Here is a 26131-nt window from a genome sequence, read left to right on the forward strand (position 1 = left end):
GTTACTCAGTTGTTGTACAGATCAATGATCGCACTGACTGCCTGGGTCTTGACCTTGGAGGCATCGTTACGTGCCTGCTCGATCTTGTTCAGGTAAGCCTCGTCGACGTCGCCGGTGACGTACTGGCCGTCGAACACCGCGCAATCGAACTTGTCGATCTTGATCTTGCCGCCACCGACCGCTTCGATCAAGTCAGGCAGATCCTGATAGATCAACCAGTCAGCGCCGATCAGGTCGGCCACGTCCTGAGTCGAACGGTTGTGGGCGATCAGCTCGTGAGCGCTCGGCATGTCGATGCCGTAGACGTTCGGGTAACGCACGGCTGGTGCCGCCGAACAGAAATAGACGTTCTTGGCGCCGGCTTCGCGAGCCATCTGGATGATCTGCTTGCAGGTGGTGCCGCGAACGATGGAGTCGTCCACCAGCATCACGTTCTTGCCGCGGAATTCCAGTTCGATGGCGTTGAGCTTCTGGCGTACGGATTTTTTCCGCGCAGCCTGACCCGGCATGATGAAGGTCCGACCGATGTAGCGGTTCTTCACGAAGCCTTCGCGGAACTTGACGCCCAAGTGGTTCGCCAGCTCCAGGGCCGCGGTGCGGCTGGTGTCCGGAATCGGGATGACCACGTCGATGTCGTGGTCCGGACGCTCGCGCAGGATTTTCTCGGCGAGCTTCTCGCCCATGCGCAGGCGGGCTTTGTAAACCGAGACGCCGTCGATGATCGAGTCCGGACGCGCCAGGTAGACGTGTTCGAAGATGCATGGCGTCAGCGACGGGTTGGTCGCGCACTGACGGGTGTGCAGCTTGCCGTCTTCAGTGATGTAGACCGCTTCACCCGGAGCCAGGTCGCGAATCAGGGTGAAACCGAGCACGTCCAGGGAGACGCTTTCGGAGGCGATCATGTACTCGACGCCTTCGTCGGTGTGACGCTGACCGAAGACGATCGGGCGGATGCCGTGCGGATCGCGGAAACCGACGATGCCGTAACCGGTCACCATCGCCACGACCGCGTAACCACCGACGCAACGGTTGTGCACGTCGGTGACGGCCGCGAACACGTCTTCTTCAGTCGGCTGCAACTTGCCACGCTGGGCCAGCTCGTGTGCGAACACGTTGAGCAGCACTTCCGAATCGGAGTTGGTGTTGACGTGGCGCAGGTCAGATTCGTAAATCTCCTTGGCCAATTGTTCAACGTTGGTCAGGTTACCGTTGTGCGCCAGGGTGATGCCGTACGGCGAGTTGACGTAAAACGGTTGAGCTTCGGCCGAGGTCGAGCTGCCCGCGGTCGGATAACGCACATGGCCAATGCCCATGTGGCCGACCAGGCGCTGCATGTGACGCTGATGGAACACGTCACGTACCAGGCCATTGTCCTTGCGCAGGAATAACCGGCCATCGTGGCTGGTCACGATACCGGCAGCGTCCTGGCCGCGGTGCTGGAGGACGGTTAGCGCGTCATACAGCGCCTGATTGACGTTCGACTTACCGACGATACCGACGATGCCACACATGCGACGCAACCCCTACTTAATGGATCTGAACTGAACACAACTCACTGAGGCGTTTTGGCCGTCGGCAAGAGGTGCTCCTTGAACGGAATATCAGCGGGTACGCTGATTCCGCTGGCAAGCCACTGACTGCTCCACCCGAGGATCAGGTTTTTGGACCAGTCTGCGACCAATAGAAATTTTGGCACGAGCTGTGACTCTTGCCACCACCCGTCCTGCTGTACCGGCCCCAGGCTCAACAGCCCGACCGCCACGACCACCAGCAACACGCCACGCGCCCCGCCGAAAGCCATGCCGAGGAATCGATCGGTTCCGGATAGCCCGGTGACGCGAACCAACTCGCCGATAAGATAATTGATCATTGCGCCTACGATTAAAGTGGCGACAAACATGATGGCACAGCCCGTGATCACACGAGCCGACGGCGTAGCAATGTATCCGCCGAGGTACTCGGACAATGAACCACCGAACATCCAGGCAACGACTCCCGCGACGATCCAGGTCAGCAGCGAGAGTGCTTCCTTGACGAAGCCGCGGCTCAGACTGATCAAAGCGGAGATGGCGATGATTGCAACGATCGCCCAGTCAACCCAGGTAAATGGCACAGTGCAGCCTACAGACAGATGAGGCGGCGCATTTTAGCAGAGCCCATGGCTGTCGGTAAGCTGAGATTGTCAGTGCTTTTCAAATCGGGGTGATAGATTTAGCCGCGCTCAGGCTGGAAACGCACCACAAAACCCTTGAGGTTCTGCTGACGACTCAACAAATCACGCAGACGATCGGCTTCCGCACGCTCGATCAGCGGCCCGACGAACACCCGATTTTTGCCATCGGAGGAACGGATATAGGCGTTATAGCCCTGGCTGCGCAGGGTTTTCTGCAGACTTTCAGCGCTCTCACGGCTCGCCAGGCTGGCCAGTTGCACCGACCAGCTGACCGAAAGGCCATTGGCATCGACGCGACTTGGAGTAGCGACCGGCTTGGCCGGTGCAACCGCGATTGGCTGGGCAGGTGCCGGTACAGGCTTGGCAACTGGCGCTGCGGGCGGCGCGACTGGCTTGGCAGCCGGCGGCGCTGGCGCTACGGGAGCCGTTGGCACAATCGGTGCCGACGGTGCTTGCTGCTCGGCAATTTCGTCGTCGCTTGGCACAGGCTCTTGCGGCAATGCCTGCGGCTCAGGCACCGCCACCGGCTCGATCTGCACTTGCGGTACCGAGGGGGCATGCGGCGCGGCCGGCGCGTCGACCCTTACCTGACGCTGTTCGTCCTGACGGGAAAACAGCATCGGCAAGAAAATCACCGCCAGCGCCACCAGCACCAGGGCACCGACCATGCGCTGCTTGTACGCCTTATCCAGCAAAGCCATTTGCCGCTTCCTCCGTGGCGTGCCGGGCCAGCCACTCAAGGGCCTCGGCGACACAATAAAATGATCCGAACAACAGAATCTCGTCGTCGCTCGTCGCCTGCGCGCACTGCCCTTCCAGGGCAGCGGCCACGCTGTCATAGGACGTAACCGAAGCGCCAAGGTTCTGCAACGCTGCGTGCAACTGAGCAACCGGCCGTGCCCGCGGCGAATCCAGCGGCGCGACGGCCCAATGCTGGACACTAGCATTCAATTCACCGACAACACCATCCAGGTCCTTATCCGCCAACAACCCGAACACCGCCAGACGCTTGCCGGCCGGCGGTCGGCTGGCCAGACGCCGAGCCAGATATTCTGCCGCGTGAGGGTTGTGCCCCACGTCCAGCAGCAGATTCAGACGCTTGCCCTGCCAGTCGAACTGTCGACGATCAAGACGACCGACGATCCGCGTCGCTTTCAACGCTTCAATAATCTGCGCATCCACCCAAGGCAAACCGAGCAGCAGGTAAGCCTGCAACGCCAGCGCGGCGTTTTCCATCGGCAGATCGAGCAATGGCAGATCGTGCAATTCGACCGCACGCCCTTGGGCATCAACGCCGCGCCATTGCCAGTTGTGATCGGTGATACCAAGGTCGAAATCGCGCCCACGCAGGAAAAACGGGCAATTGAGCTCGCGCGCCTTATCCAGCAGAGGTTGAGGAGGATTCAGATCGCCGCACAGTGCAGGCGCGCCCTGGCGGAAGATTCCGGCCTTTTCGAAGGCCACGGATTCGCGGGTATCACCCAGGTAATCCGCATGGTCGACACCAATGCTGGTGACCAGCGCGATATCGGCATCCACCACGTTGACCGTGTCCAGGCGCCCGCCCAGGCCGACTTCCAGCACCACCGCATCGAGACCGGCCTGTTGAAACAGCCAGAACGCCGCCAGGGTGCCCATTTCGAAGTAAGTCAGGGATGTTTCGCCGCGACCCGCCTCGACCGCGGCAAAGGCTTCGCACAGCTGCGCGTCAGTGGCTTCGACGCCATTGACCTGCACCCGCTCGTTGTAACGCAGCAGGTGCGGAGAATTGTAGACACCCACGTTCAGGCCCTGCGCCCGCAGCAATGAAGCCACGAATGCGCAGGTAGACCCTTTGCCGTTGGTGCCGGTGACCGTGATCACCCGAGGCGCCGGCTTGCCCAGCCCCATGCGGGACGCTACCTGTTGCGAACGCTCCAACCCCATGTCGATGGCCGAAGGATGCAACTGTTCAAGGTAGGCGAGCCACTCGCCAAGGGTGCGCTCGATCATAGGTTCGCAGGTACCGGTGGGACCACGACTGGCTCGACAGGCGCGGCGACGAATTTAGGCGTCGGCTTGCCGGTCAATTGTGCCAGCAGGTTGCCCAGACGCGGACGCAACTCCTGACGAGGGATGATCATGTCGATCGCGCCGTGCTCCAGCAGGAACTCGCTGCGCTGGAAACCTTCCGGCAGTTTTTCGCGAACGGTTTGTTCGATCACGCGCGGACCGGCGAAACCGATCAGGGCTTTCGGCTCACCGACGATCACGTCGCCGAGCATCGCCAGACTGGCGGAAACACCACCGTAGACCGGGTCGGTCAGCACCGAAATGAACGGAATGCCTTCTTCGCGCAGACGTGCCAGCACCGCGGAGGTCTTGGCCATTTGCATCAGGGAGATCAGCGCTTCCTGCATCCGTGCACCGCCGGAAGCGGAGAAGCAGATCATCGGGCAACGGTTTTCCAGGGCGTAGTTGGCGGCGCGCACAAAGCGCTCACCGACGATGGCACCCATCGAGCCACCCATGAAGGAGAATTCGAAAGCCGACACCACGACCGGCATGCCCAGCAAGGTGCCGCTCATGGAGATCAGTGCGTCTTTTTCGCCAGTCTGCTTTTGCGCAGCGGTCAGGCGATCCTTGTACTTCTTGCCGTCACGGAATTTCAGACGGTCAACCGGCTCCAGGTCCGCGCCCAGTTCGGCACGACCTTCAGCGTCGAGGAAGATGTCGATGCGCGCGCGTGCACCGATACGCATGTGGTGGTTGCACTTGGGGCAAACGTCCAGGGTCTTTTCCAGCTCCGGACGATACAGCACCGCCTCGCAAGACGGGCATTTGTGCCACAGACCTTCAGGCACCGAGCTCTTCTTGACCTCGGAACGCATGATCGAAGGGATCAGTTTGTCTACTAACCAGTTGCTCATGCTTTCTTTCTCCAGTACCGGCGGCCCGAACGCTCTGGTTCGCAGCCCCGCGTATGCCCTTGAGCTAAATTCATATGTGTAGCGATGATCGATGGATTGCCGGGTCAGCGAGACGCTGACCTGCGCACAACCCAAAAATTCTCAGCCATGCCTGCTTTGTGCAGGTGCACCTCTTTTGTACAGAGCAGTGGACGGCGGCAGTCTGCCAGCCGTCACATCAACGACGTGCTACCGCGTACCGCCTTGATGAATGCCTGAATCTTTGCGTGATCCTTGATGCCCTTGCTCGCCTCTACCCCTCCGCTGACGTCCACCGCGTAAGGCCGAACCCGGGCAATCGCCTCGGCGACGTTGTCTGGCGTCAAGCCACCCGCCAGGATGATTGGTTTGCTCAAGCCTTGCGGTATCAGTGACCAGTCGAAGGCTTCACCGGTTCCACCGGGAACACCTTCGACATAGGCGTCGAGCAAAATACCGCCGGCACTTGGGTATGCGTCACAAGCTGCCGCGATGTCATCACCGGCCTTGACCCGCAATGCCTTGATGTACGGTCGGTGCCAGCCTTCGCAATCAGCGGCGGTTTCGTCGCCATGGAACTGCAACAGGTCCAGTGGCACGGCGTCGAGGATTTCCCCCAACTCGCAACGGCTGGCGTTGACGAACAAACCCACGGTGGTCACGAACGGCGGCAAGGCCTTGATGATCGCCCTCGCCTGCTGGAACGTCACGGCCCGCGGGCTTTTGGCGTAGAACACAAATCCGATGGCATCGGCCCCGGCCTCAACCGCCGCCAACGCATCCTCTATGCGGGTAATCCCACAAATTTTGCTGCGAACGGCCGACATGTCGATAGAACCTCAGGGCAATTCCGGGAAAGTCCCGGATGGTATCAAAAGCGTTCGAAGGCGTCAGCCGTCAAGTTCCGAGAAGCCGGTGAGGAAGTGTGGACCGATGTAACGCTCGGGCAATTCGAACTCGTCGCGATACTCGACCTGTACCAGATATAGGCCAAACGGATGAGCCGTCACCCCACCGGAACGGCGAATGCGACTCTCCAGCACCTCTTTCATCCACTCCACGGGACGCTCGCCAGCACCGATAGTCATCAAGACGCCTGCGATGTTGCGCACCATGTGGTGCAGGAACGCGCTGGCACGGATATCCAGCACGATCATTTTGCCATGGCGGGTAACGCGCAGGTGATGCAGCTCCTTGATCGGCGACTTGGCCTGGCACTGGCCGGCGCGAAAAGCGCTGAAGTCGTGGGTGCCGACCAGGTACTGAGCGGCCTCGGACATGCGATCGACGTCCAGCGGACGGTGGTTCCAGGTGATCTCTTCGTTCAGGTGCGCCGGACGGATCTGATCGTTGTAGATCACGTAGCGATAGCGCCGGGCGATGGCTTTGAACCGCGCATGGAAATGCGCCGGCATGACCTTGGCCCAGCTGACACTGATGTCGTGCGGCAAGTTGATGTTGGCACCCATGACCCAGGCCTTCATCGAGCGCTCTACCTGGGTATCGAAATGCACCACTTGGCCGCAAGCATGCACACCGGCGTCGGTGCGCCCGGCGCAATGCAGCGACACGGGTGAGTCGGCGACTTTGGACAAGGCCTTTTCAAGAAGCTCCTGCACCGTGTCCACACCGGAGGCCTGACGTTGCCAGCCGCGATAACGCGAACCTTTGTATTCAACGCCCAACGCGATCCGGAAAAAGCCGTCGGCCGCCATTTCGGCGGCCGGATTATCTATATTTGCCAAGGGGTGACAGCCTGCTGATCTACGCAAAGACAGGCATTATAAGGCCGGCGGACCGGGATACCAGTGTAACTGTGACACGACATTGAATGCGCATCCCCCAAACAAAAACGGCAGCCTTGATGGGCTGCCGTTTTGTTTACGCCTTACCGACGATTCACGCCAGACGCGAGAGCATTTCCTTGGCTTCGCTCTTCTGACCCGCATCGCCCTCGGTCACCACCTCATTGAGGATGTCCCGAGCGCCGTCATTGTCGCCCATGTCGATGTAGGCCTGGGCCAGGTCAAGCTTGGTGGCGACCTCATCGGTGCCAGAGAGGAAATCGAGCTCATCGTCTGCGGAAGCCAAAGCGTCTTCCTCGGTGAAGCTTGGCTCGCCGAGGCTCTGGGACAAACGATCCAGCTCGGCATTGACGTCGTTGAGTTCGTTTTCAAAGGCGTCAGGCTGATCCGGGGTAGCGTCCATTTCATCGGCCAGCGACAAATCGAAATCAGCCGGCAACTCCAGGTCGTCGAGCGGCGTCTCAGTCACCTTTGGCGCTTCAGTGAGGGTCGGTGCTTCAGCGACAGGCAAGTCCTTGAGGTCGTCATCCAGGCTCAGCAGGAAGTCGTCTTCAGCCAGAGTCTCCGGGGAAGCATCGCCACCCAGATCCATGTCCAGGTCGAAGTCCGACAGATCGTCGAGGCTTTCCTTGATTTCAGTCTGTTGTTGCAACACCGACTCAAAGCTCAGGTCGTCGTCCAGCGGAAACTCGTCCAGCTCAGCCAGAGACTCTGGTTCTGGTTCTGGTTCTGGTGCTGGCTGTGGTTGCGGTGCTGGCTCGACTGCAACCGCAGGGGCGATCGGAGTAACCGCTTCCAGATCGTCGAGACTCAGATCGAAAGCACTGTCAAAGTCAGCCAATGCCGGTTCCGGGGCTTGCGGCTCGTCCAGCAGCAGGTCCTTGACGTACTGTGCGTCCAGCTCGGCGGCGACAGCCGCGGCGGCCAGACCGCCCACCGCCGCGACCACCATGGCCGGGAAGCGGCTTCTCAGCTGTTCGACCCGGGCGAAGTTGTCGCCGTTGGCCACCAGCTGACGCTCCTGAGCGACGAACGCATCGCGATCGCCCTGCTGACCGTAGACTTCCATCAGCTTCAGGCGCAGGTCGCTGCGTTGCGGCTCTTGCTTGATAGCGTCTTCCAGCAACGCGGCAGCCTGATTCAGGCGACCGGCCGCGATGTGCGACTGAGCCTGGGCCAAGACGTCGTCAGAGCGTTCGGCGGCAGGCGCAACCAACGGCGCAGCGATCGGTGGCGTCACCACAACCGGGGCAATTACCGGGGCCGGTGCAGGTGCAGGCGTTGGTGCGGTCGCGAGTTTCACGCTTGGCGGCGGAACCTCCAGGCCTTCGAAGCTGCTTTCCGGCAGGTCGAGGTCGGCGGAAAACTCTTGCTCCTCGGCCAAGGCACGGGCCATGCGCAGATGTTTTTCTGCTTCTTGTTGAGCTTTGCGGCGACGGGCCAGCAACAGCAGCAAGAGCAGCAGAACCACCGCACCGCCGCCCACCAGACCCAGCAGGATCGGGTTGGTCAGCAGTTCGTTGAATTTCTGCTCCTCGGACGCCACAGGTGTCGGTTCGACGGGCGGTGCTGGAACGACTTCCGGTGCACCAGCCTCTGGCGCCGGAGCGACTGGAGCCACGTCCGCAGTTTTTGCGGCAGGATTGCTCGCCAGCTGGGCCGACATCGCCGGAGTCGTCGTGGCCGCCGCCGGTGCGCCCGCATCGCCTTCGGCCTGCAGCTTGGCCAACTGATTGTTCTTCAGCTCGATCAGGCGTTGCAGCTTGTCCACCTGGCTTTGCAGGTCGTTCATGCGGCTTTTCAGTTCAGCGTTGTCACGGCGAGCCGTGTCGAGGCTTTCCTGAGTCACGGCCAGCTTGTTGCTCAAGGCTTTCGCGTCACCGGCAGCACCTTTGCCACGCCCCTTGCCGGTATCGGCAGACACCAGGCTCAGCTTGTCCGTGGCGGCTTGCGACGAAGCACCTTCACCGCGAGCACGCTTGGTGGCATCGAGTTGTTGCTGCCCGCTTCCGGGCTTCGCCACATAGCGACGCCCCTGGCGCCATGCAGAGTTCTGCGCCGCGACTTCAGCAATGGCCTTGGGTTGCGGCAGGTTGGCGCTCTGCACTTGATCGGGCAGACGCAGCACCTGACCAGCTTTCAGTCGGTTGATGTTGCCGTCGATGAACGCATCCGGGTTCAACGCCTGGATGGCCAACATGGTTTGCTGGATCGATGCGCCGTTACGCGCCTTGGCGGCGATTTCCCACAGGGTATCGCGCGGCGTGGTGGTGTATTGGGTCGATTTGGTCGCGCCGGTAACTGGCGCGGTCACCGCCTGGGCTGGCGCCGGTTGCGCGGCGGCATCGGCGGTTTGTGGCGAGAATTTGGACGGATCGAGCAGCACGCTGTAATCGCGCAGCAGACGACCGCTTGGCCACATCACCTGAACCAGGAATTTCACCATCGGTTCAGACAGCGGTTTGCTGGAGGTGATGCGCAGGATGCTTTTGCCGCTGGCGTTAAGCACCGGCGTGAAAGTCAGGTCGTTGAGGAACGCCTGACGGTCGACGCCGGCCTTGGCGAAATCTTCGGGCGAGGCCAGGCTCGGCACCACTTCGGCAGCCGTGAGGTCCTTGACGTCGAGCAACTCGATTTCTGCTACCAGAGGCTGGTTCAGCGTCGATTTCAGAGTCAGCTCCCCCAGCCCGAGGGCATGCGCCATACCGGAGGACAGCGCCGAGGCGGCCGCTATTGCTAACACCAGTTTGCGAACTTGAACCATAGCCTCATCCTTTGTTTGAACATTCCTCGGCCAGCGAGAAGGTGTTGATAGTCGCTGCCCTAAGGCATTGCGCGCGGCGGCGAAGGGTCGTCGCGCGCGATCATTTCATTCATGCGATGCAAGGCCCTGTGGGGTGGCTCGCCTCAAGCACTCCGACCCGGCATAGCGCTCGGTCGGATTCATTCGAAAAATTGTCGCCAAGTATCTTTTACAGCAGGTCTTTTATCAACAATTCAGCCACCTGCACAGCATTGAGCGCGGCGCCTTTGCGTACGTTATCTGACGTCAGCCACACGTTAAGTTCCGCCGGGTCGTCGATCCCGCTGCGAACCCGACCAACGTAAACCACGTCCTGCCCTACCGCATCGCCTACCGGAGTCGGGTAATCGCCCGCCTCGACCAGCTCGATACCGGGCGCCGTTTCCAGTGCCGCGTTGACTTTCGCCAGGTCGACAGCGCTCGATGACTGCAAGGTCACGCTATAGCTATCGCCAAAAAACACCGGGGCTTGAATGCAAGTGACGGAAATCTTTAATAAAGGCAGCGACAAGACCTGACGCAGCTCGCGCACCAGACGCTTTTCCAGCAACGTGTGGCCCTGAGCATCGGGCGCACCGACTTGCGCCAGCAGGTTGAAAGCCATCTGCCGATCGAAGAAAGCCGGCTCCAGTGGACGCACGTTGAGCAGTTCGGCGGTTTGCCGGGCCAGTTCGCTGACCGCTTCGCGGCCCTGGGCAGAGACCGCCAGACACGCCGTCAGACTGATGCGTTGCAGGTCGAGCAAGTCGAGCAACGGCGCCAGCACCACCGCCAGCGCTGTCGCCGAAGGGCTTGGGCTGCTGACCTGGAAGGGCTTTTTCAGGCCGGCGAGAACTGCAGCATTGGCCTCGGGCACCACTTGCGGCGCCTGATTGGCAGGCAACGCGCCGGACAGGTCGATCAGCGAGCAACCGGCGGCCGTAGCGCGCGGGGCAAAACTGAGGGTCACCGCTGGGCCGGCGGCGAAGAACACCAACTGGACTTTGCTGAAGTCGAACTCATCGACTTCCCGCACCCGCACGTTCTTACCGCGAAACGGCACCGAGTGTCCGGCCGATTCACTGCTCGCCAGCAGGTGCAGATTGCCGACCGGAAAGTCGCGCTCTTCGAGAATCTGGACGAGTGTTTCGCCGACAGTACCGGTGGCGCCGATCACGGCAATATCGAAGGACTGGCTCATGGTTCTACCTCTGGCGAAACGGGGGGAGCGGCACTTTACCGGGTGGTTGGCAGTGAAGCAATTTACAGCAAAAGATCGCAGCCTTCGGCAGCTCCTACAGGATCGGGTTTACACGCGACCCATGCTAGGAGCTGCCGAAGGCTGCGATCTTTGAACAATCATAAAAAACCCGCACCTCTTTCAAGGCGCGGGTTCTTTCATTGCATCAATCGATTAACGCTCAAGCAGGATCCGCAGCATGCGACGCAGCGGCTCGGCCGCGCCCCACAGCAGTTGGTCACCGACGGTGAAGGCACCGACGAATTGCGAACCCATGTTCAGCTTGCGCAGACGACCGACCGGCACGTTCAGGGTGCCGGTGACTTTCGTCGGGCTCAGCTCCTGCATGCTGATTTCACGGTTGTTCGGCACCAGCTTGACCCAAGGGTTGTGCTGGCTGATCAGCCCTTCGATGTCGGCGATCGGCACGTCTTTGTTCAGCTTGATGGTCAGCGCCTGGCTGTGGCAACGCATGGCGCCGATGCGCACGCAGATGCCGTCCACCGGGATCGGGCTCTTGAAGCGACCGAGGATCTTGTTGGTCTCGGCCYGGGCCTTCCACTCTTCACGGCTCTGGCCGTTCGGCAGTTCCTTGTCGATCCACGGGATCAGGCTGCCGGCCAGCGGTACGCCGAAGTTTTCGGTCGGGTACGCGTCGCTGCGCATGGCTTCGGCAACACGACGGTCGATGTCGAGGATGGCGCTGGCCGGATCGGCCAGTTGATCGGCGACGGCGCCGTGGGTCACACCCATTTGCTTGATCAGCTCACGCATGTGCTGCGCGCCGCCACCGGAGGCCGCCTGATAGGTCATGGCGCTCATCCACTCCACCAGGCCGGCTTCGAACAAGCCACCCAGGCCCATCAGCATCAGGCTGACGGTGCAGTTGCCGCCGATGTAGTTCTTGGTGCCCGCGTCGAGCTGCTGGTCGATGACCTTGCGATTCACCGGGTCCAGCACGATCACCGCGTCATCCTGCATGCGCAGGCTGGAAGCGGCGTCGATCCAGTAACCCTGCCAGCCGGCTTCGCGCAGTTTCGGGAACACTTCGCTGGTGTAGTCGCCACCCTGGCAGGTCAGAATCACGTCAAGGGTTTTCAGCTCTTCAATGCTGTAAGCGTCCTTGAGCGGAGCAATGTCCTTGCCCACGGACGGGCCTTGGCCACCGACATTGGAAGTGGTGAAAAACACCGGCTCGATAAGATCGAAATCCTGCTCTTCCAGCATCCGCTGCATGAGCACGGAACCGACCATGCCGCGCCAACCGATCAGACCTACACGTTTCATCGCAACTACACCTTCTTGAAAAGTGGGCCGCTGCTTTCAAGGTTGAAAATTGCAGCGGGCCAGAGAGATTACAGATTCCGCAGCGCGGCGACTACTGCGTCGCCCATTTCCTGCGTACCGACCTTGGTGCAACCAGCCGACCAGATGTCGCCCGTGCGCAGGCCTTGATCCAAAACCAGGCTCACGGCCTTCTCGATGGCGTCGGCCGCATCCTGCAGATTGAAGCTGTAACGCAGCATCATCGACACCGACAAAATGGTCGCCAACGGGTTGGCAATGCCCTTGCCAGCGATGTCTGGCGCCGAACCGTGGCACGGCTCGTACATGCCTTTGTTGTTGGCATCCAGCGACGCCGACGGCAGCATGCCGATGGAACCGGTGAGCATCGACGCTTCGTCGGAAAGAATGTCGCCGAACAGGTTGTCGGTGACGATCACGTCGAACTGCTTCGGTGCACGCACCAGTTGCATGGCGGCGTTGTCGACGTACATGTGGCTCAGTTCGACGTCCGGGTAGTCCTTGGCCACTTGCTCGACGATTTCACGCCACAGCTGGCTGGAGGCCAGCACGTTGGCCTTGTCCACCGAGCACAGCTTCTTGCCGCGTACGCGGGCCATGTCGAAACCGACACGGGCGATACGACGGATTTCAGTTTCGCTGTATGGCAGCGTGTCGTAGGCCTGGCGCTCGCCGTTTTCCAGTTCGCGCACGCCACGTGGCGCGCCGAAGTAGATACCACCAGTCAATTCACGAACGATCAGGATGTCCAGGCCGGCGACGATTTCTGCCTTCAGGCTGGAAGCCTCGGCCAGTTGCGGGTACAGGATCGCCGGACGCAGGTTGCCGAACAGGCCCAGTTGCGCACGGATTTTCAGCAGACCGCGCTCAGGGCGGATGTCACGCTCGATGGTGTCCCATTTCGGGCCGCCCACGGCGCCCAGCAGCACAGCATCGGCTGCGCGTGCACGGGCCAGGGTTTCATCGGCCAGCGGCACGCCGTGCTTGTCGATGGCGGCGCCACCAATCACGTCATGGCTCAGTTCGAAGCCCAGGCTGTACTTGTCGTTCGCCAGCTCCAGCACCTTGACCGCTTCGGCCATGATTTCCGGGCCAATACCGTCGCCTGGGAGAATCAGAATCTGCTTGCTCATGCTTTCCTCATGTCATCAGTCGGCGCACTCGCGAGTGCGCCCGGAAAAATTCTATCGTTCAGCCATCAGCACCAGCACATCGGTGCTGAACGAACCATCGGCTTCAATCTCAAAATATTCGCGCACTTCGTTGCCCATCGATTGCTGCAACTCGAGGATCGCTGCGCGCATCACCTGCGGCGTGCGCATGCGCTCGACCCAGGAGGTGTACTCCAGGCGCAACCGTTGGCGCGTGGTGCTGCGGGTATGCAACCCCGCTTCGCTGACCTGACGCAACCACTCGCCCGCAGAATAATCGCGCACGTGGCTGGTGTCGCGCAGCACTTCGACGCTTTGCAGGTAAGTGTCGAACAATGGGCTGCCCGGCGACAACACATCGATGAACGCCGCCACCCCGCCCGGCTTCAGCACCCGGCGAACTTCGCGCAGGGCCACACCGAGGTCGCTCCAATGGTGCGCCGAATAGCGACTGAAGACGAAGTCGAACTCGCCATCGGCGAACGGCAGACACTCGGCGGCGCCGTTGACCGTGGTCACATTGCTCAAACCCCGGTCGACAGCGGCGGCGGCAACCACATCGAGCATCTGCTGGGACAGGTCGTAAGCGACTACTTCCTTGACCAGCGAGGCCACATGAAAACTCACATGACCGGCGCCGCACCCCAGGTCCAGTACCCGGGCATCGCCCTGCCCCGCCAGTTCAGCCTGTAGCAGCGCGAACTCGGTGCCTTGAGCGTGTACGGCGCTGCTCAGATAGGCCGAGGCCTGTTCACCGAATTGTTTTTGGACTACCTGGCTGTGCTGGGCGGTGCTGGTCATCGGGACTTCCTTTTGGGTTGCTGGTTTTCAAGATCAAAAGATCGCAGCCTTCGGCAGCTCCTACATGGAATGGCATGCACCTGTAGGAGCTGCCGAAGGCTGCGATCTTTTCAACGGTCACCTCAAAACATCACGCGTCGCGAAACAACCACGGCTGGCTTGCGCGGTGCTTGGCTTCAAACGTGGCAATCGCCTCGTGATCCTGCAAAGTCAGGCCGATATCGTCCAGGCCATTGAGCAGGCAGTGCTTACGGAAGGCATCGATCTCGAAACTCAGCACTTTGCCGTCCGGACGGGTCACGGTCTGGGCCTGCAGATCGATCTGCAACTGGTAGCCCGGGTTCGCTTCAACCTGCTTGAACAGCTCATCGACTTCAGCGTCGCTCAAGATGATCGGCAGCAAGCCGTTCTTGAAGCTGTTGTTGAAGAAGATATCGGCGTAGCTCGGCGCGATGATGCTGCGGAAACCGTACTCTTCCAGTGCCCACGGCGCGTGCTCGCGGCTGGAGCCGCAACCGAAGTTCTCGCGGGCCAGCAACACGCTGGCGCCTTGATAACGCTCGGCGTTGAGGACGAAGTCCTTGTTCAGCGGGCGCTTGGAGTTGTCCTGATACGGCTGGCCAACGTCCAGATAACGCCACTCATCGAACAGGTTCGGACCGAAACCGGTGCGTTTGATCGACTTCAAGAACTGCTTCGGGATGATCTGGTCAGTGTCGACGTTGGCACGATCCAAAGGCGCGACAAGACCAGTGTGCTGGGTAAAAGCTTTCATGCTGCGCTCCTTTAGATCAATTCACGGACGTCGACGAAACGACCGTTCACAGCGGCGGCGGCGGCCATGGCCGGGCTGACGAGGTGGGTACGACCACCGGCGCCCTGACGGCCTTCGAAGTTACGGTTGGAGGTCGACGCGCAATGCTCGCCCGACTCCAAACGGTCCGGGTTCATCGCCAGGCACATCGAGCAGCCAGGCTCACGCCATTCAAAACCGGCCTCGATAAAGATCTTGTCCAGGCCTTCGGATTCGGCCTGAGCCTTCACCAGCCCCGAACCCGGCACCACGATGGCCTGCTTGATGGTCGAAGCCACTTTGCGGCCCTTGGCGATCACCGCGGCGGCGCGCAGGTCTTCGATCCGCGAGTTGGTGCAGGAGCCGATGAATACGCGGTCCAACTGAATGTCGGTGATCGCCTGATTGGCGGTCAAACCCATGTATTTCAAGGCGCGCTCGATGGAGTCACGCTTGACCAGGTCCATTTCCTTGGCCGGATCCGGTACGTTCTGATCCACGGCCAACACCATCTCAGGCGAGGTGCCCCAGCTGACTTGCGGCTTGATCTGAGAGGCATCGAGCTCGACGATCGTGTCGAACTTGGCATCGGCGTCGGAGACCAGGTCTTTCCAGGCTTCGACGGCCAAATCCCATTCCGCACCCTTCGGAGCAAATGGGCGGCCCTTGACGTAAGCCACGGTTTTTTCGTCGGCGGCCACCAGGCCAACGCGAGCGCCGGCTTCGATGGACATGTTGCAGATGGTCATGCGGCCTTCAACGGACAAGTCGCGAATCGCGCTACCGGCGAATTCGATGGCGTGGCCATTACCGCCGGCGGTGCCGATCTTGCCGATCACGGCGAGGACGATGTCCTTGGCGGTCACGCCGAACGGCAATTTGCCCTCGACCGACACCAGCATGTTCTTCATTTTCTTGGCGACCAGGCACTGAGTGGCGAGCACGTGCTCGACCTCGGAGGTGCCGATACCGTGAGCCAGGGCACCGAATGCGCCGTGGGTCGAGGTGTGGGAGTCGCCGCAGACCACGGTCATGCCCGGCAGGGTGGCACCCTGCTCCGGGCCGATGACGTGGACGATGCCTTGGCGGACGTCATTCATCTTGAATTCAACGATGCCGTATTCGTCACAGTTATCGTCGAGGGTCTGAACCTGCAAACGCGAGACCTGGTCGACGATCGCCTCGATGCCGCCCTTGCGCTCCGGGGTGGTCGGTACGTTGTGGTCCGGGGTCGCGATGTTGGCATCGATGCGCCAAGGCTTGCGCCCGGCCAGACGCAGGCCTTCGAAGGCTTGCGGCGAGGTCACTTCGTGGATGATGTGACGATCGATGTAGATCAGCGCAGAGCCATCGTCGCGCTGTTTGACCAAATGCGAATCCCAGAGCTTGTCGTAGAGCGTTTTGCCGGCCATCAGACGGTTCCTCATCAGCTTGTTTCTATGCCCCGGATCTTGAGTAATTCAATAACCCCTTGGCTTGTGAGGTCGATCCTAGGGGGTTACATTAAATAACTCAAATTCATATTTTTTATGCTTTGCATAACCAACTGGAATGCCACTGAGACCTCATTATGGACCTCGCCAACCTCAACGCTTTTATCGCGATTGCCGAGACCGGAAGCTTCTCCGGCGCCGGTGAACGGCTGCACCTGACGCAACCGGCCATCAGCAAGCGCATCGCCGGGCTGGAGCAGCAATTGAAGGTGCGACTGTTCGATCGACTGGGCCGGGAAGTTGGCCTGACCGAAGCCGGCCGCGCCCTGCTGCCACGGGCCTATCAGATCCTCAATGTACTGGATGACACCCGCCGTGCCCTGACCAACCTGACTGGCGAAGTGACCGGCCGTCTGACATTGGCCACCAGCCATCACATCGGCCTGCATCGCTTGCCACCCTTATTAAGGGAGTTCACCCGACGTTACCCGCAGGTGGCACTGGACATTCAGTTCCTCGATTCGGAAGTGGCCTACGAAGAAATCCTCCATGGTCGCGCTGAACTGGCGGTCATCACCCTGGCACCCGAACCTCACACATTGGTCAAGGCCACGCCCGTTTGGGACGACCCGCTGGATTTCGTGGCCGCCCCGGAGCATCCGCTGATCAGCAACGGCGCGGTCAGCCTCGCGGATATTGCCTTGCACCCCGCGGTTTTCCCCGGCGGCAACACCTTTACCCACCATATCGTGCAACGCCTGTTCGAAGCCCAGGGCCTGACGCCGAACATCGCCATGAGCACGAATTATCTGGAAACCATCAAGATGATGGTCTCGATCGGCCTGGCCTGGAGCGTTTTGCCGCGCACCATGCTGGATGAACAAGTGGCGCGCATACCTTTGCCGGGCATACAGCTCACTCGCCAGCTAGGCTATATCCTGCACACCGAACGGACGCTGTCGAACGCGGCAAAGGCCTTCATGGCTTTGCTGGATGCGCAAATCGATCAGCCAGGGACTCGCGGCTAAGCTGTGCTTCTTCTTTTGTGCTACGCCTATAGAGCCCCAAAACCCTGTGCCTAACGCCCAATTCAGCCCAAGGCCTGTCATCCATGCCCAAATCTGTTGAACGTATGCCGCCAATGCCGCGAATTCAGGCAATTGACCCAAAACGGTCCGAGCAGAGCTGGGAAAGCGCCCCACAGTTGCTCGCGGCCCTCAATGGTGCCCGACTGGGCGCCTGGTATTGGGACATCGAGCGCGGGCAGATCAGCTGGTCACGGGGCACTCAGGCGTTGTTCGGCTTCGATCCCCGGCAACCATTGCCCGAGGATCTGGAATACCTCGACCTGCTGCCCCAGGAGGATCGGGCGAAAGCCATCCGCGCCTTCAATGCAGTGATCGCCGGCGCTCCACTGGAGCAGGCCATGCACCACCGCATCCGCTGGCCCGACGGCAGCCTGCACTGGCTGGAAATCAACGGCAGCCTGCTGCCGGACAAAAACGGCCGGCCACGAATGATCGGGGTCATCCGCGAAATCACCCACCAGCGCCAGCGTGAACAAGCGCTGAGCAGCTCGGAAAAACGCTTCGCCACGCTGTTTCACCTGTGCCCGAACATGGTGCTGCTGACCCGTCAGGAAGACGGCCTGATCAGCGAAGCCAACCAGTATTTCGAAAGCCTGTTCGGCTGGCCGGTGCAAGACGCTATCGGCCGAACCACGCTGGAACTGGGCCTTTGGGTCAACCCGGAGCAACGGGCGGAACTGGTCAAGGCGACCAAGGCCAAAGGTGAGCTGATCAACATGGAGGTGCAATTTCGCGCCAGCAACGGGCAGGTTCACGACGGCATTCTCAGCGCGCAAAAGGTCGAACTCGAAGGCCAGCCTTATCTGCTGAGCACGTTCCTTGACACCACCGAACGCAAAATCGCCGAGCACGCCCTCAAAGACAGCCAGGAACGCCTCGACCTGGCCCTCGATTCGGCGCAACTCGGCACCTGGGACTGGCACATTCCCAGCGGCATGCTTTACGGCTCGGCGCGGGCCGCCCAGCTGCACGGGCTGGAGCCCAAACCCTTCCATGAATCCTTCGATGCGTTTTTTGAAGGGGTGCCTGACGAAGAGCGCGGCACCATGCGCGACGCCTACCGCAGCTTGCGCGAAGGCCCGGCCGGCAATTATCAGCTGACGTACCGTGTGCAGCTGCCGGACGGCAGTTCGCGCTATCTGGAGAGCCGGGCCAGACTCTATCGCGACGAACAGGGCAGCCCGCTACGCATGGCCGGCACACTGCTGGACATCACCGATCAGGTGGAGCGCGAACAGCAACTGGTGGCGTCGGAAGAGAAATTCGCCACGTTATTCCAGGTCAGCCCGGACCCGATCTGCGTCACGCGCCAGGACACCGGCCAATTCATCGAGATCAACTCCAGCTTCACCCAGACGTTCGGCTGGAGCACCACCGACGTCATTGGCCGCAGCGCCGACGAAATCGGTCTATGGGACGCTTCGGCGAAAAGCCTGCAAAGGATCGAGCGGGTCATCCGCGAACAGGGCCTGAACAACGTGGCGATCATCGTTCAGCACAAGGACGGGCAGTCGCTGACCTGCGTAATCTCCAGCCGCCAGATAAGCGTCGGCGACCAGCCGTGCATCGTCACCACCCTGCGCGACATCACCCAACAGCAACGCTCGGAAGCGGCGCTCAAGGCTAGCGAGGAGAAATTCGCCAAGGCCTTCCACTCAAGCCCCGACGCCATCACCATTACCGAGCGCGACACTGGACGCTACCTGGAGGTTAACGACGGCTTCTGTCGCCTGACCGGCTACCGTGCCGATGAAGTGGTCGGCCGCACGGTGTATCAGGTCGGCATCTGGGCCGAGGAGAAACAACGCTCGGCGTTGCTGGCCGAACTACAGATCAAGGGCCGGGTTCACCACCTGGAAATGCTCGGGCGCAACAAGCGCGGCGAGTTGCTGACCGTCGAAGTCTCGGTGGAACCGATCACCCTCAACGAAACCGCCTGCCTGCTGCTGACCGCCCGGGACGTCAGCCTGCTGAAAAATGCCGAAGCGCAGATCCGTCACCTGGCCTACCACGACCCGCTGACCAACCTGCCGAACCGCGCGCTGTTGATGGACCGCCTGAGCCAGCAGATCGCCCTGCTCAAGCGCCACAACTTGCGTGGCGCCCTGATGTTCCTCGACCTCGACCACTTCAAGCACATCAACGACTCCCTCGGCCACCCGGTGGGCGATACGGTGCTGAAAATCATCACCGCGCGCCTTGAAGCCAGCGTACGCATGGAAGACACCGTCGCACGCCTGGGCGGCGATGAGTTCGTGGTGCTGCTCAGTGGCCTGGAAGGCTCGCGCAGCGACGTCAGCGCTCAAGTCCGGGAACTGGCGGACACCTTGCGTGAATTGCTGTCCGAACCGATGTTCCTCGACGGACAGCGCCTGCAAGTGACGCCGAGCATCGGCATCGCGYTGATCCCCGACCACGGTTCGACCCCGACCGACCTGCTCAAGCGCGCCGATATCGCCCTCTATCGCGCCAAGGACTCAGGCCGCAACACCACGCAGATGTATCACAACACCATGCAGAAGGCCGCCAGCGAACGCCTGCGCATGGAAACCGACCTGCGCCTGGCCCTTTCCCGGGGTGAATTCAGCGTGCAATACCAGCCTCAGGTGGACGCCCGCAACAACCGCATTACCGGCGCCGAAGCCCTGGTGCGCTGGCACCACCCGCAACTGGGTGCGCAATCGCCGACCGAGTTCATCAAGGTGCTGGAAGACAGCGGGCTGATACTGGAAGTCGGCACATGGATCCTCGACGAAGCCTGTGCGGCCTTCAAAAGCCTGATCGCCAAAGGCCTGATCGACCCGCTCAATTTCAGCCTGTGCGTGAATATCAGCCCGCGGCAATTCCGTCAGAACGACTTTGTCGAACGCATCGAGCACAGCCTCGGCAGCCACGACCTGCCCTTCTCGTTGCTGAAACTGGAAATCACCGAAGGCATCGTCATCCAGAACCTGGACGACACCATCAGCAAAATGCGTCGCCTGAAAAAACTCGGCGTGAGCTTTGCCATGGACGACTTCGGTACCGGCTACTCCTCGCTGACCTACCTCAAGCGCCTGCCGGTCGACACCCTGAAAATCGACCAGTCGTTCATCCGCGACGCCACCACCGACCCCAACGATGCCGAAATCATTCGCGCCATCGTCGCCATGGCCCGCAGCCTGGAGCTGGAAGTGATTGCCGAAGGGGTGGAAACCCTGGAGCAGTTGGAGTTCTTGCAAGGGCTGGGCTGCCATTTGTATCAGGGGTATTTGCACAGCAGGCCGTTGCTGGTGGAGGAGTTTCAGAAACTCCTCAAATAGTCCGCATGGGAGACGTTCCGTAACAGGTGCTCCAATTGCCAGTTTTTCTTGCAACCTGTAGGGTCGCGCTTTTTTTGTACTGCCTCAAAGAGATCAACCATGCAGGATGCAACCCTCTCCCGTCCGGCCTTGCTGGGCATCGACCTTGGGACCACCAATAGCCTGATCGCCGTTTGGCAGGAAGCTCAGGCGCAGTTGATTCCGAACGCCCTTGGCGATGTCCTCACCCCTTCAGTGGTCAGCCTCGATGAGGACGACAGCATTCTGGTAGGCAAGGCCGCCCGCGCGCGTCTGACCACCCATCCGGAACGCACGGTGGCGGCGTTCAAGCGTTTTATGGGCAGCGACAAACAGTTCGAACTGGGCGGACGGCAATTCAGCCCCGAAGAGCTGTCGGCACTGGTGATCGGCTCGCTCAAGCAGGATGCTGAAGCCTGGCTAGGCCATCCGGTGTATGAGGCGGTGATTTCGGTGCCGGCCTATTTCAGTGACGAGCAACGCAAACGCACGCTGTTTGCCGCCGAACTGGCAGGCCTGACGGTGTCGCGGCTGATCAACGAACCGACCGCCGCGGCCATGGCCTACGGGCTGCACGAGCAGAAGTTCGAGCGCACGCTTATTTTCGACCTGGGCGGCGGTACCTTCGATGTCACGGTACTGGAATACGCACTGCCGCTGATCGAAGTGCATGCCTCCACCGGCGACAACTTCCTCGGCGGTGAAGACTTCACCGCCGCGTTGTTGCAGGCCTGCCTGAAAGACTGGCAACTCACCTCTCAACAGATCGATAACCAGGGGTTGGCCAGCCTGGGCGATGCTCTGGAGCAACTCAAATGCAAACTCAGTGAAGGCACCCAGCACCTGAGCTGGAACGGCGCCGGCGCCTTGCGTGAGTGGTCGCTGGATGAAGCCGCCGCGCTGAAGACCTGGGAACCGCTGCTGGCCCGGTTGCGCGCCCCCATCGAACAAGCCCTGCGCGATGCACGGCTCAAGCCTCGGGACCTCGACAACCTGGTGCTGGTCGGCGGCGCCACGCGAATGCCAGCCGTGCAGCAGATGGTCGCCACGCTGTTCGGGCGCCTGCCCTATCGCCACCTCGACCCGGACACGATTGTCGCACTGGGCGCCGCTACCCAGGCAGCGTGCAAGGCCCGAGACAGCGCAATCGAGGAGCTGATTCTCACTGACGTCTGCCCTTACACGCTGGGCATTTCGAGCCGTCGCGGTGAGGACGTCAGCGGCGCCTTCTCGCCGATCATCGAACGCAACACCGTGATCCCGACTTCTCGGGTGCAACGCTTCTACACCACCCATCCGCAGCAAGACCACATCCATATCGAGGTCTATCAGGGAGAGCGGCCGTGGGTGCGGGATAATATTTTCATCGATGCCTTCGACGTCGCGGTAGCACCCAGCGACCAGACCCAAGCCCTGGATGTGCGCTTCAGCTACGACATCAACGGTTTGCTTGAAGTCGACGTGACCCTGCTGGCCAGCGGCGAACGCCACAGCCACAGCATCGATCGCAGCCCCACCGGGCTCGACCCACAATCACGGAAAAGCAGCCATGAGCGGCTCAAAGCCCTGAAAATCCATCCACGGGACGCGCTGCCCAATCGCACTCTGCTGGCGCGACTGGAGCGTGCATGGACGCAAAGCCTGGGCGACGAACGCGAACAAATTGCCGATTGGCTGGATACTTTTACCGCCGCGCTCGGTGGCCAGCAATCGGTGGAGATTGCCAGCCATCGGTCACAACTCAATAAAGCACTGGATCAGCTGCGCCTTTAGCCATTAAGCCGCCGCAGAGTCGCCTGCAAGCCACCGGGCAGCGTGTCCTCACCGGCGCTGCCCGGCGGCACACCATAGCGGTTAGGCAGCTTGTCACCGGGAAAGCCGAACAGCACCAGAGGCAGGAACGGCAATACCGGCGTCAGACAGGCAAAGATCAGCAGCGTGGGAATCCCCCGCCCCATGTCATGCAGCCGACGCAGAATCGCACTGAGCAACAGCGCGATGCCCAGCAGCATGACAACTCCCAAGACAACGGTGCCATTGAGCAGCACCATGATCGGGGTGATCAGCACACCTCCCAGCACCTGCCCGATAAACGCCTTGCGCCCCAATCGAGAGCCCAAGCGCCAGACCGCAGTGGACGGCACCGGGCGCGTGTCGCTTTTGGCCAGGAGCAGACGCTCACTCCAGGACAGCAAGGCAGTCAATGCCAGACGCAGGCCCACACTGTTCGCGGCGTCATCCTTGCCACGCTGCAACTGTTGCAGCACCTTGGTCCTGGGCACTCCTGAGGCGCCATAACGAATCAGACTTTTCAGCGTATCGAGGACTTCATAGACCAACAGCTTGTCGACGTCGAAATCCGTCAGCACTTTGCGCGGTGGCCAAACAGGCTCTCCTTTGATCAAACCATTACGAAACGCTTCGAACCAACCATCTTCACAGCTGATAGCGGCGATGGATTGCAATAGTGCGCGATGCTGCTCGGCGTCAAGGCTCGGGTCGTGATACAGCACGCCCCAGAGCAGCATCAGCCCCAGCAAATCCTCGCCGCACGCATCAGGATCACTTTCAATGCAGGTATAGAGCTGCGCATTAGTGGGCAGTGCTGCGCTGTCGAGGGCCTGTTGCACATTGAACAGCTGCTGCACGAGCAGGCCATGAACCGGGTCAGTACCTTGCAGCCACCCCAGCAAACCCGCGCAGTTACCTTGCTCGCGCTGCAGGCGCCGCAATAACGGCTGAAGCCGACTCAGAGGGTGAGCCGGGTTGAGCTCCAGTCGCTCCAGACATTGGGTATCGATCAACGTCAGCCAACGTTCCGGCTCTACGAACAACGCCAACAGGAATACTGTTTGAGCGTGCCATTGCCACGCAGCCTCGCCTTGCGCAATGACCGGCAGGACTGCGCCTCGCTGCCCCAACTGGACCAGCAGACTCAAGCTGCGCAAATTCACGTCCGCTTCTGCGTCCAGCAAATCAAATACCTGATCGATCCGCACCAGGGCAGACTGATCGTAGCCCCGCAGCCTGCTCAGCCACAGGCGGCAAATCTTGTGCGGCTCGCCTTTTGTCAGCTCCTCGGCCAGTTTCGGTTCAACTGAACGACTGTTGAGAAAGGCCTTCATTGCCAACGGAATCGGCGCCTGGTTCAACCAACAGAGTTGCTGCTCTGCCTGATACTTGAACCCGGTCAACACCAACCCCTCAAGGGCATCGAACGGATGCGGCTCGTCCAGTATTTGTTGCAACAACCCCACATCCCCACGATGCAAGGCCCATGCATGCTGGTATAGACGCTGCAAGCGGGAATCCGCATGCTCTCCTAGCAGCAATGCCAGCAGAGGCAGTTCATCCCCCGTCATTCGCCAATCGACAAATGCGCCTGCCAAACCTTGCAGATCGAGTTGCCCGACCCCAAGCCAGCGAGCCAACGTTTCGGGACGCTGTGAAGGGCTGCCATATTCTTGAGTAACATCGTCAAGGTCATGGGACCAGTCACGGAAATTTTCCAAACGGTCGAATGCCTGGATCAACAGTGCGAGAAAGTCCGGCTGACGTTTGGCACAAAGCTCCAGCAAGCAGCTTTCGGCCTTCGGATGACGGTACTCCAGCCAGAGCCGGATCCAGCAAGGCAGCGCTTGATCTTCAAGGCCCAACAAACTGCTTTGGCAAGCCAACAGATAAAGCCAATCGCTATCGTCTGGTGCTTGCCCTTGTCGTTCGACGCACAGTTGCAGCAGGCCTGCACCACCGATACCGGCTTGAGTGAACTGCACCAGTAAGCGCTTGATGAATACTTCGTCCGACGGCAGCGGCAGACAGGTGTGATGGCTGGCGAAGTCTTCGAATTCATGGAGCGGCCGATGCTCAAAGAGGTAGTCGAGGCTACGGGCATACCACAGGGTTTCCATCTGCACAGGCTCTGACCAGCCACTCATCAGTGTCGTGTCGAACGGGTCTGGCTTCTTGATACGTTGCAGGAACTCTTCGACTTTATTCGCCTGCTCGAACTCAAGATCCAGCAGTTGATGCTCCCACCCCATTCGTTGCGCCAGCAGATTCGCGCAGCGGTAAGACAACGGTCCGGCATTGGTCAATGGGTGAAACAGCCCCCAACTGAGGTCATCAAGTGTGTCCAGAGGCAGCTGATCCAACGCTTTGACAAATGCTCGCCAGGCCTGCGGATGGAAGCGTCGAGCCGGATCTTCGAGCAACGCGTAAAAATCCACCAAAGTTTGCGGAATCTCGGGAACACTGGCGTCCTCATCTTCGACTTCGACCTCTTCATGACGGGCAAAGCGGGTGGCACTTTCATAGGCAACACGCAGCGCCTGAAAGCCTTCGGGATCACTCTCCGGGTGATGTTGCGGCAAACGCGCGCGGTAGGCATCTCGAATCAGTGCCTGATCTTTGGTGGGCTCTATACCCAAGCGTGTCCAGCAACTCATGACCAGTCGAACTCCCCCAGGGACGCCGGGCGCGGCGGCGGATCGAGGTCTATGTGCCAGGGCAAGTCGGTCAGGAAAGAAGGGATGTCGCGCGCAAGACCTCGTGCAATGAAAGCGCTACCCGAAGACTCCCCTTGCCGATCAAGCTCGTGAGCCATCTGTTCGTCGCTGTTACCCAGACAGCTCCAGAACGCATGACCAGCCAAGAAACCGTTGAAATAAGAAAACCAACTGCCGTAATGGTATTGCGCCCTTACAGCCAGTCGGGCATGCAACCAAAGACTCTCGGATAAATCGATCCACTCATTGCGCAAGCCACAGCGCAAGAGAAACCCCATACGCCCGAGATCCCAGGCCCTGATACCACCCGGTCCACATCCACCAAAGGTACGCCCGGCGAATTCGTGCAAATCGCGCTCACGGGGGGACAGTGTTTCAAGCAGTGCCTGCCATTCGCCAGGTAAGCAACGCTGCCACGCCCGATACGCTCCATCGAGGTGTGAGGCATGACCGTCGTCCGCCATCCCTTCGAGCATGCTCAACAACTGCGGCCGGTCATTGATGCCCCAGCTGCATTGCAGGTCAATAAATTGCGGATCGGAGTAGAAAGCAGGCTCGTCGTAATCGGCACGAGGATTGAGGGCCACCATCGGCGCAGAAAGACCGCACAGCCAACGCTGTTGTATCTCTTCCATGAAAAAAAGCTCCGGGCCGACCAGGCAGAATGTGGGGTCGGCAAAACTGGCGCGGATTGTAGAGAAGCCGCCATAAGGCGGTAAAGCTTGCATGACCGTTTTGGCGGAAAAACAAAAAGGCCCCGACAAGTCGGGGCCTTCATTCAGCGGGTTACAGCCTGTTCAGACGA

General features: G+C 60.5%; 19 protein-coding genes. 3 read left to right on the forward strand and 16 right to left on the reverse strand.

Annotation, left to right across the window (positions count from 1 at the left end):
* Positions 1 to 5: 5 nt before the first annotated feature.
* From purF to leuC, 14 genes are all read right to left on the reverse strand, one after another.
* Positions 6 to 1511, reverse strand: a complete 1506-nt coding sequence (purF, locus tag AC1D2Q_RS17605) for an amidophosphoribosyltransferase (protein ID WP_007935163.1) — start codon at positions 1509 to 1511, stop codon at positions 6 to 8.
* A gap of 41 nt (positions 1512 to 1552) precedes the next feature.
* Positions 1553 to 2113 carry a CvpA family protein gene (locus AC1D2Q_RS17610; protein ID WP_477813995.1) on the reverse strand — a complete coding sequence of 187 codons (561 nt, stop codon included), beginning with the start codon at positions 2111 to 2113 and terminating at the stop codon, positions 1553 to 1555.
* 98 nt (positions 2114 to 2211) lie between these two features.
* The gene (locus tag AC1D2Q_RS17615; RefSeq protein WP_477813996.1) at positions 2212 to 2874 is read right to left on the reverse strand and encodes an SPOR domain-containing protein; all 663 of its coding nucleotides are present in this window, start codon (positions 2872 to 2874) and stop codon (positions 2212 to 2214) included.
* Positions 2858 to 4165 (reverse strand): bifunctional tetrahydrofolate synthase/dihydrofolate synthase, encoded by a 1308-nt coding sequence (folC, locus tag AC1D2Q_RS17620; protein WP_477813997.1) that lies wholly within the window; start codon positions 4163 to 4165, stop codon positions 2858 to 2860. The genes AC1D2Q_RS17615 and folC overlap by 17 nt, the downstream gene beginning before the upstream one ends.
* On the reverse strand, positions 4162 to 5082 hold the full coding sequence (gene accD, locus AC1D2Q_RS17625) for an acetyl-CoA carboxylase, carboxyltransferase subunit beta (protein WP_477813998.1): 921 nt from the start codon (positions 5080 to 5082) through the stop codon (positions 4162 to 4164). The genes folC and accD overlap by 4 nt, the downstream gene beginning before the upstream one ends.
* A 212-nt stretch (positions 5083 to 5294) precedes the next feature.
* Complete coding sequence (locus AC1D2Q_RS17630; protein WP_477813999.1) at positions 5295 to 5927, reverse strand: phosphoribosylanthranilate isomerase; 633 nt, start codon at positions 5925 to 5927, stop codon at positions 5295 to 5297.
* Positions 5928 to 5990: 63 nt separating this feature from the next.
* Complete coding sequence (gene truA, locus AC1D2Q_RS17635) at positions 5991 to 6815, reverse strand: tRNA pseudouridine(38-40) synthase TruA (protein WP_477814114.1); 825 nt, start codon at positions 6813 to 6815, stop codon at positions 5991 to 5993.
* A 184-nt stretch (positions 6816 to 6999) separates the two neighbouring features.
* Entirely contained in the window at positions 7000 to 9669 is a 2670-nt protein-coding gene (locus AC1D2Q_RS17640; RefSeq protein ID WP_477814000.1) for a motility hub landmark protein FimV, read from the reverse strand.
* A 208-nt stretch (positions 9670 to 9877) separates the two neighbouring features.
* Positions 9878 to 10888, reverse strand: a complete 1011-nt coding sequence (locus AC1D2Q_RS17645) for an aspartate-semialdehyde dehydrogenase (protein WP_477814001.1) — start codon at positions 10886 to 10888, stop codon at positions 9878 to 9880.
* Between the two features lie 213 nt (positions 10889 to 11101).
* On the reverse strand, positions 11102 to 12214 hold the full coding sequence (asd, locus tag AC1D2Q_RS17650) for an aspartate-semialdehyde dehydrogenase (RefSeq protein ID WP_477814002.1): 1113 nt from the start codon (positions 12212 to 12214) through the stop codon (positions 11102 to 11104).
* Positions 12215 to 12282: 68 nt separating this feature from the next.
* Entirely contained in the window at positions 12283 to 13365 is a 1083-nt protein-coding gene (leuB, locus tag AC1D2Q_RS17655) for a 3-isopropylmalate dehydrogenase (RefSeq protein WP_007935187.1), read from the reverse strand.
* A 51-nt stretch (positions 13366 to 13416) separates the two neighbouring features.
* Positions 13417 to 14184 carry a class I SAM-dependent methyltransferase gene (locus tag AC1D2Q_RS17660; protein WP_477814003.1) on the reverse strand — a complete coding sequence of 256 codons (768 nt, stop codon included), beginning with the start codon at positions 14182 to 14184 and terminating at the stop codon, positions 13417 to 13419.
* A gap of 130 nt (positions 14185 to 14314) precedes the next feature.
* Entirely contained in the window at positions 14315 to 14959 is a 645-nt protein-coding gene (leuD, locus tag AC1D2Q_RS17665; RefSeq protein WP_018928097.1) for a 3-isopropylmalate dehydratase small subunit, read from the reverse strand.
* An 11-nt stretch (positions 14960 to 14970) separates the two neighbouring features.
* A complete protein-coding gene (gene leuC, locus AC1D2Q_RS17670) occupies positions 14971 to 16389 on the reverse strand; it encodes a 3-isopropylmalate dehydratase large subunit (RefSeq protein WP_019582119.1) in 1419 nt (472 codons plus the stop codon).
* A gap of 158 nt (positions 16390 to 16547) precedes the next feature.
* On the opposite strand from leuC, the gene AC1D2Q_RS17675 reads away from it, so the two are divergent.
* The 3 genes from AC1D2Q_RS17675 to AC1D2Q_RS17685 all read left to right on the forward strand — a co-directional run bounded on the left by AC1D2Q_RS17675 (position 16548) and on the right by AC1D2Q_RS17685 (position 22591).
* Positions 16548 to 17438 carry a LysR family transcriptional regulator gene (locus tag AC1D2Q_RS17675; protein WP_018928099.1) on the forward strand — a complete coding sequence of 297 codons (891 nt, stop codon included), beginning with the start codon at positions 16548 to 16550 and terminating at the stop codon, positions 17436 to 17438.
* 83 nt (positions 17439 to 17521) lie between these two features.
* Positions 17522 to 20800, forward strand: coding sequence for a PAS domain S-box protein (locus tag AC1D2Q_RS17680; RefSeq protein ID WP_477814004.1), 3279 nt, complete (start codon positions 17522 to 17524; stop codon positions 20798 to 20800).
* Positions 20801 to 20899: 99 nt separating this feature from the next.
* A complete protein-coding gene (locus AC1D2Q_RS17685) occupies positions 20900 to 22591 on the forward strand; it encodes an Hsp70 family protein (RefSeq protein ID WP_477814005.1) in 1692 nt (563 codons plus the stop codon).
* Here AC1D2Q_RS17685 and AC1D2Q_RS17690 read toward each other — a convergent pair.
* Together AC1D2Q_RS17690 and AC1D2Q_RS17695 are read right to left on the reverse strand one after the other, a co-directional pair.
* On the reverse strand, positions 22588 to 25266 hold the full coding sequence (locus AC1D2Q_RS17690; protein WP_477814006.1) for a DUF805 domain-containing protein: 2679 nt from the start codon (positions 25264 to 25266) through the stop codon (positions 22588 to 22590). The two genes, AC1D2Q_RS17685 and AC1D2Q_RS17690, sit on opposite strands and share 4 nt — an antisense overlap.
* Positions 25263 to 25961 (reverse strand): DUF1266 domain-containing protein, encoded by a 699-nt coding sequence (locus AC1D2Q_RS17695; RefSeq protein WP_064616985.1) that lies wholly within the window; start codon positions 25959 to 25961, stop codon positions 25263 to 25265. Before AC1D2Q_RS17695 ends, AC1D2Q_RS17690 begins: the two co-directional genes overlap by 4 nt.
* Between the last annotated feature and the right edge of the window lie 170 nt (positions 25962 to 26131).

Source organism: Pseudomonas sp. P1_A1 (genome assembly GCF_056406935.1).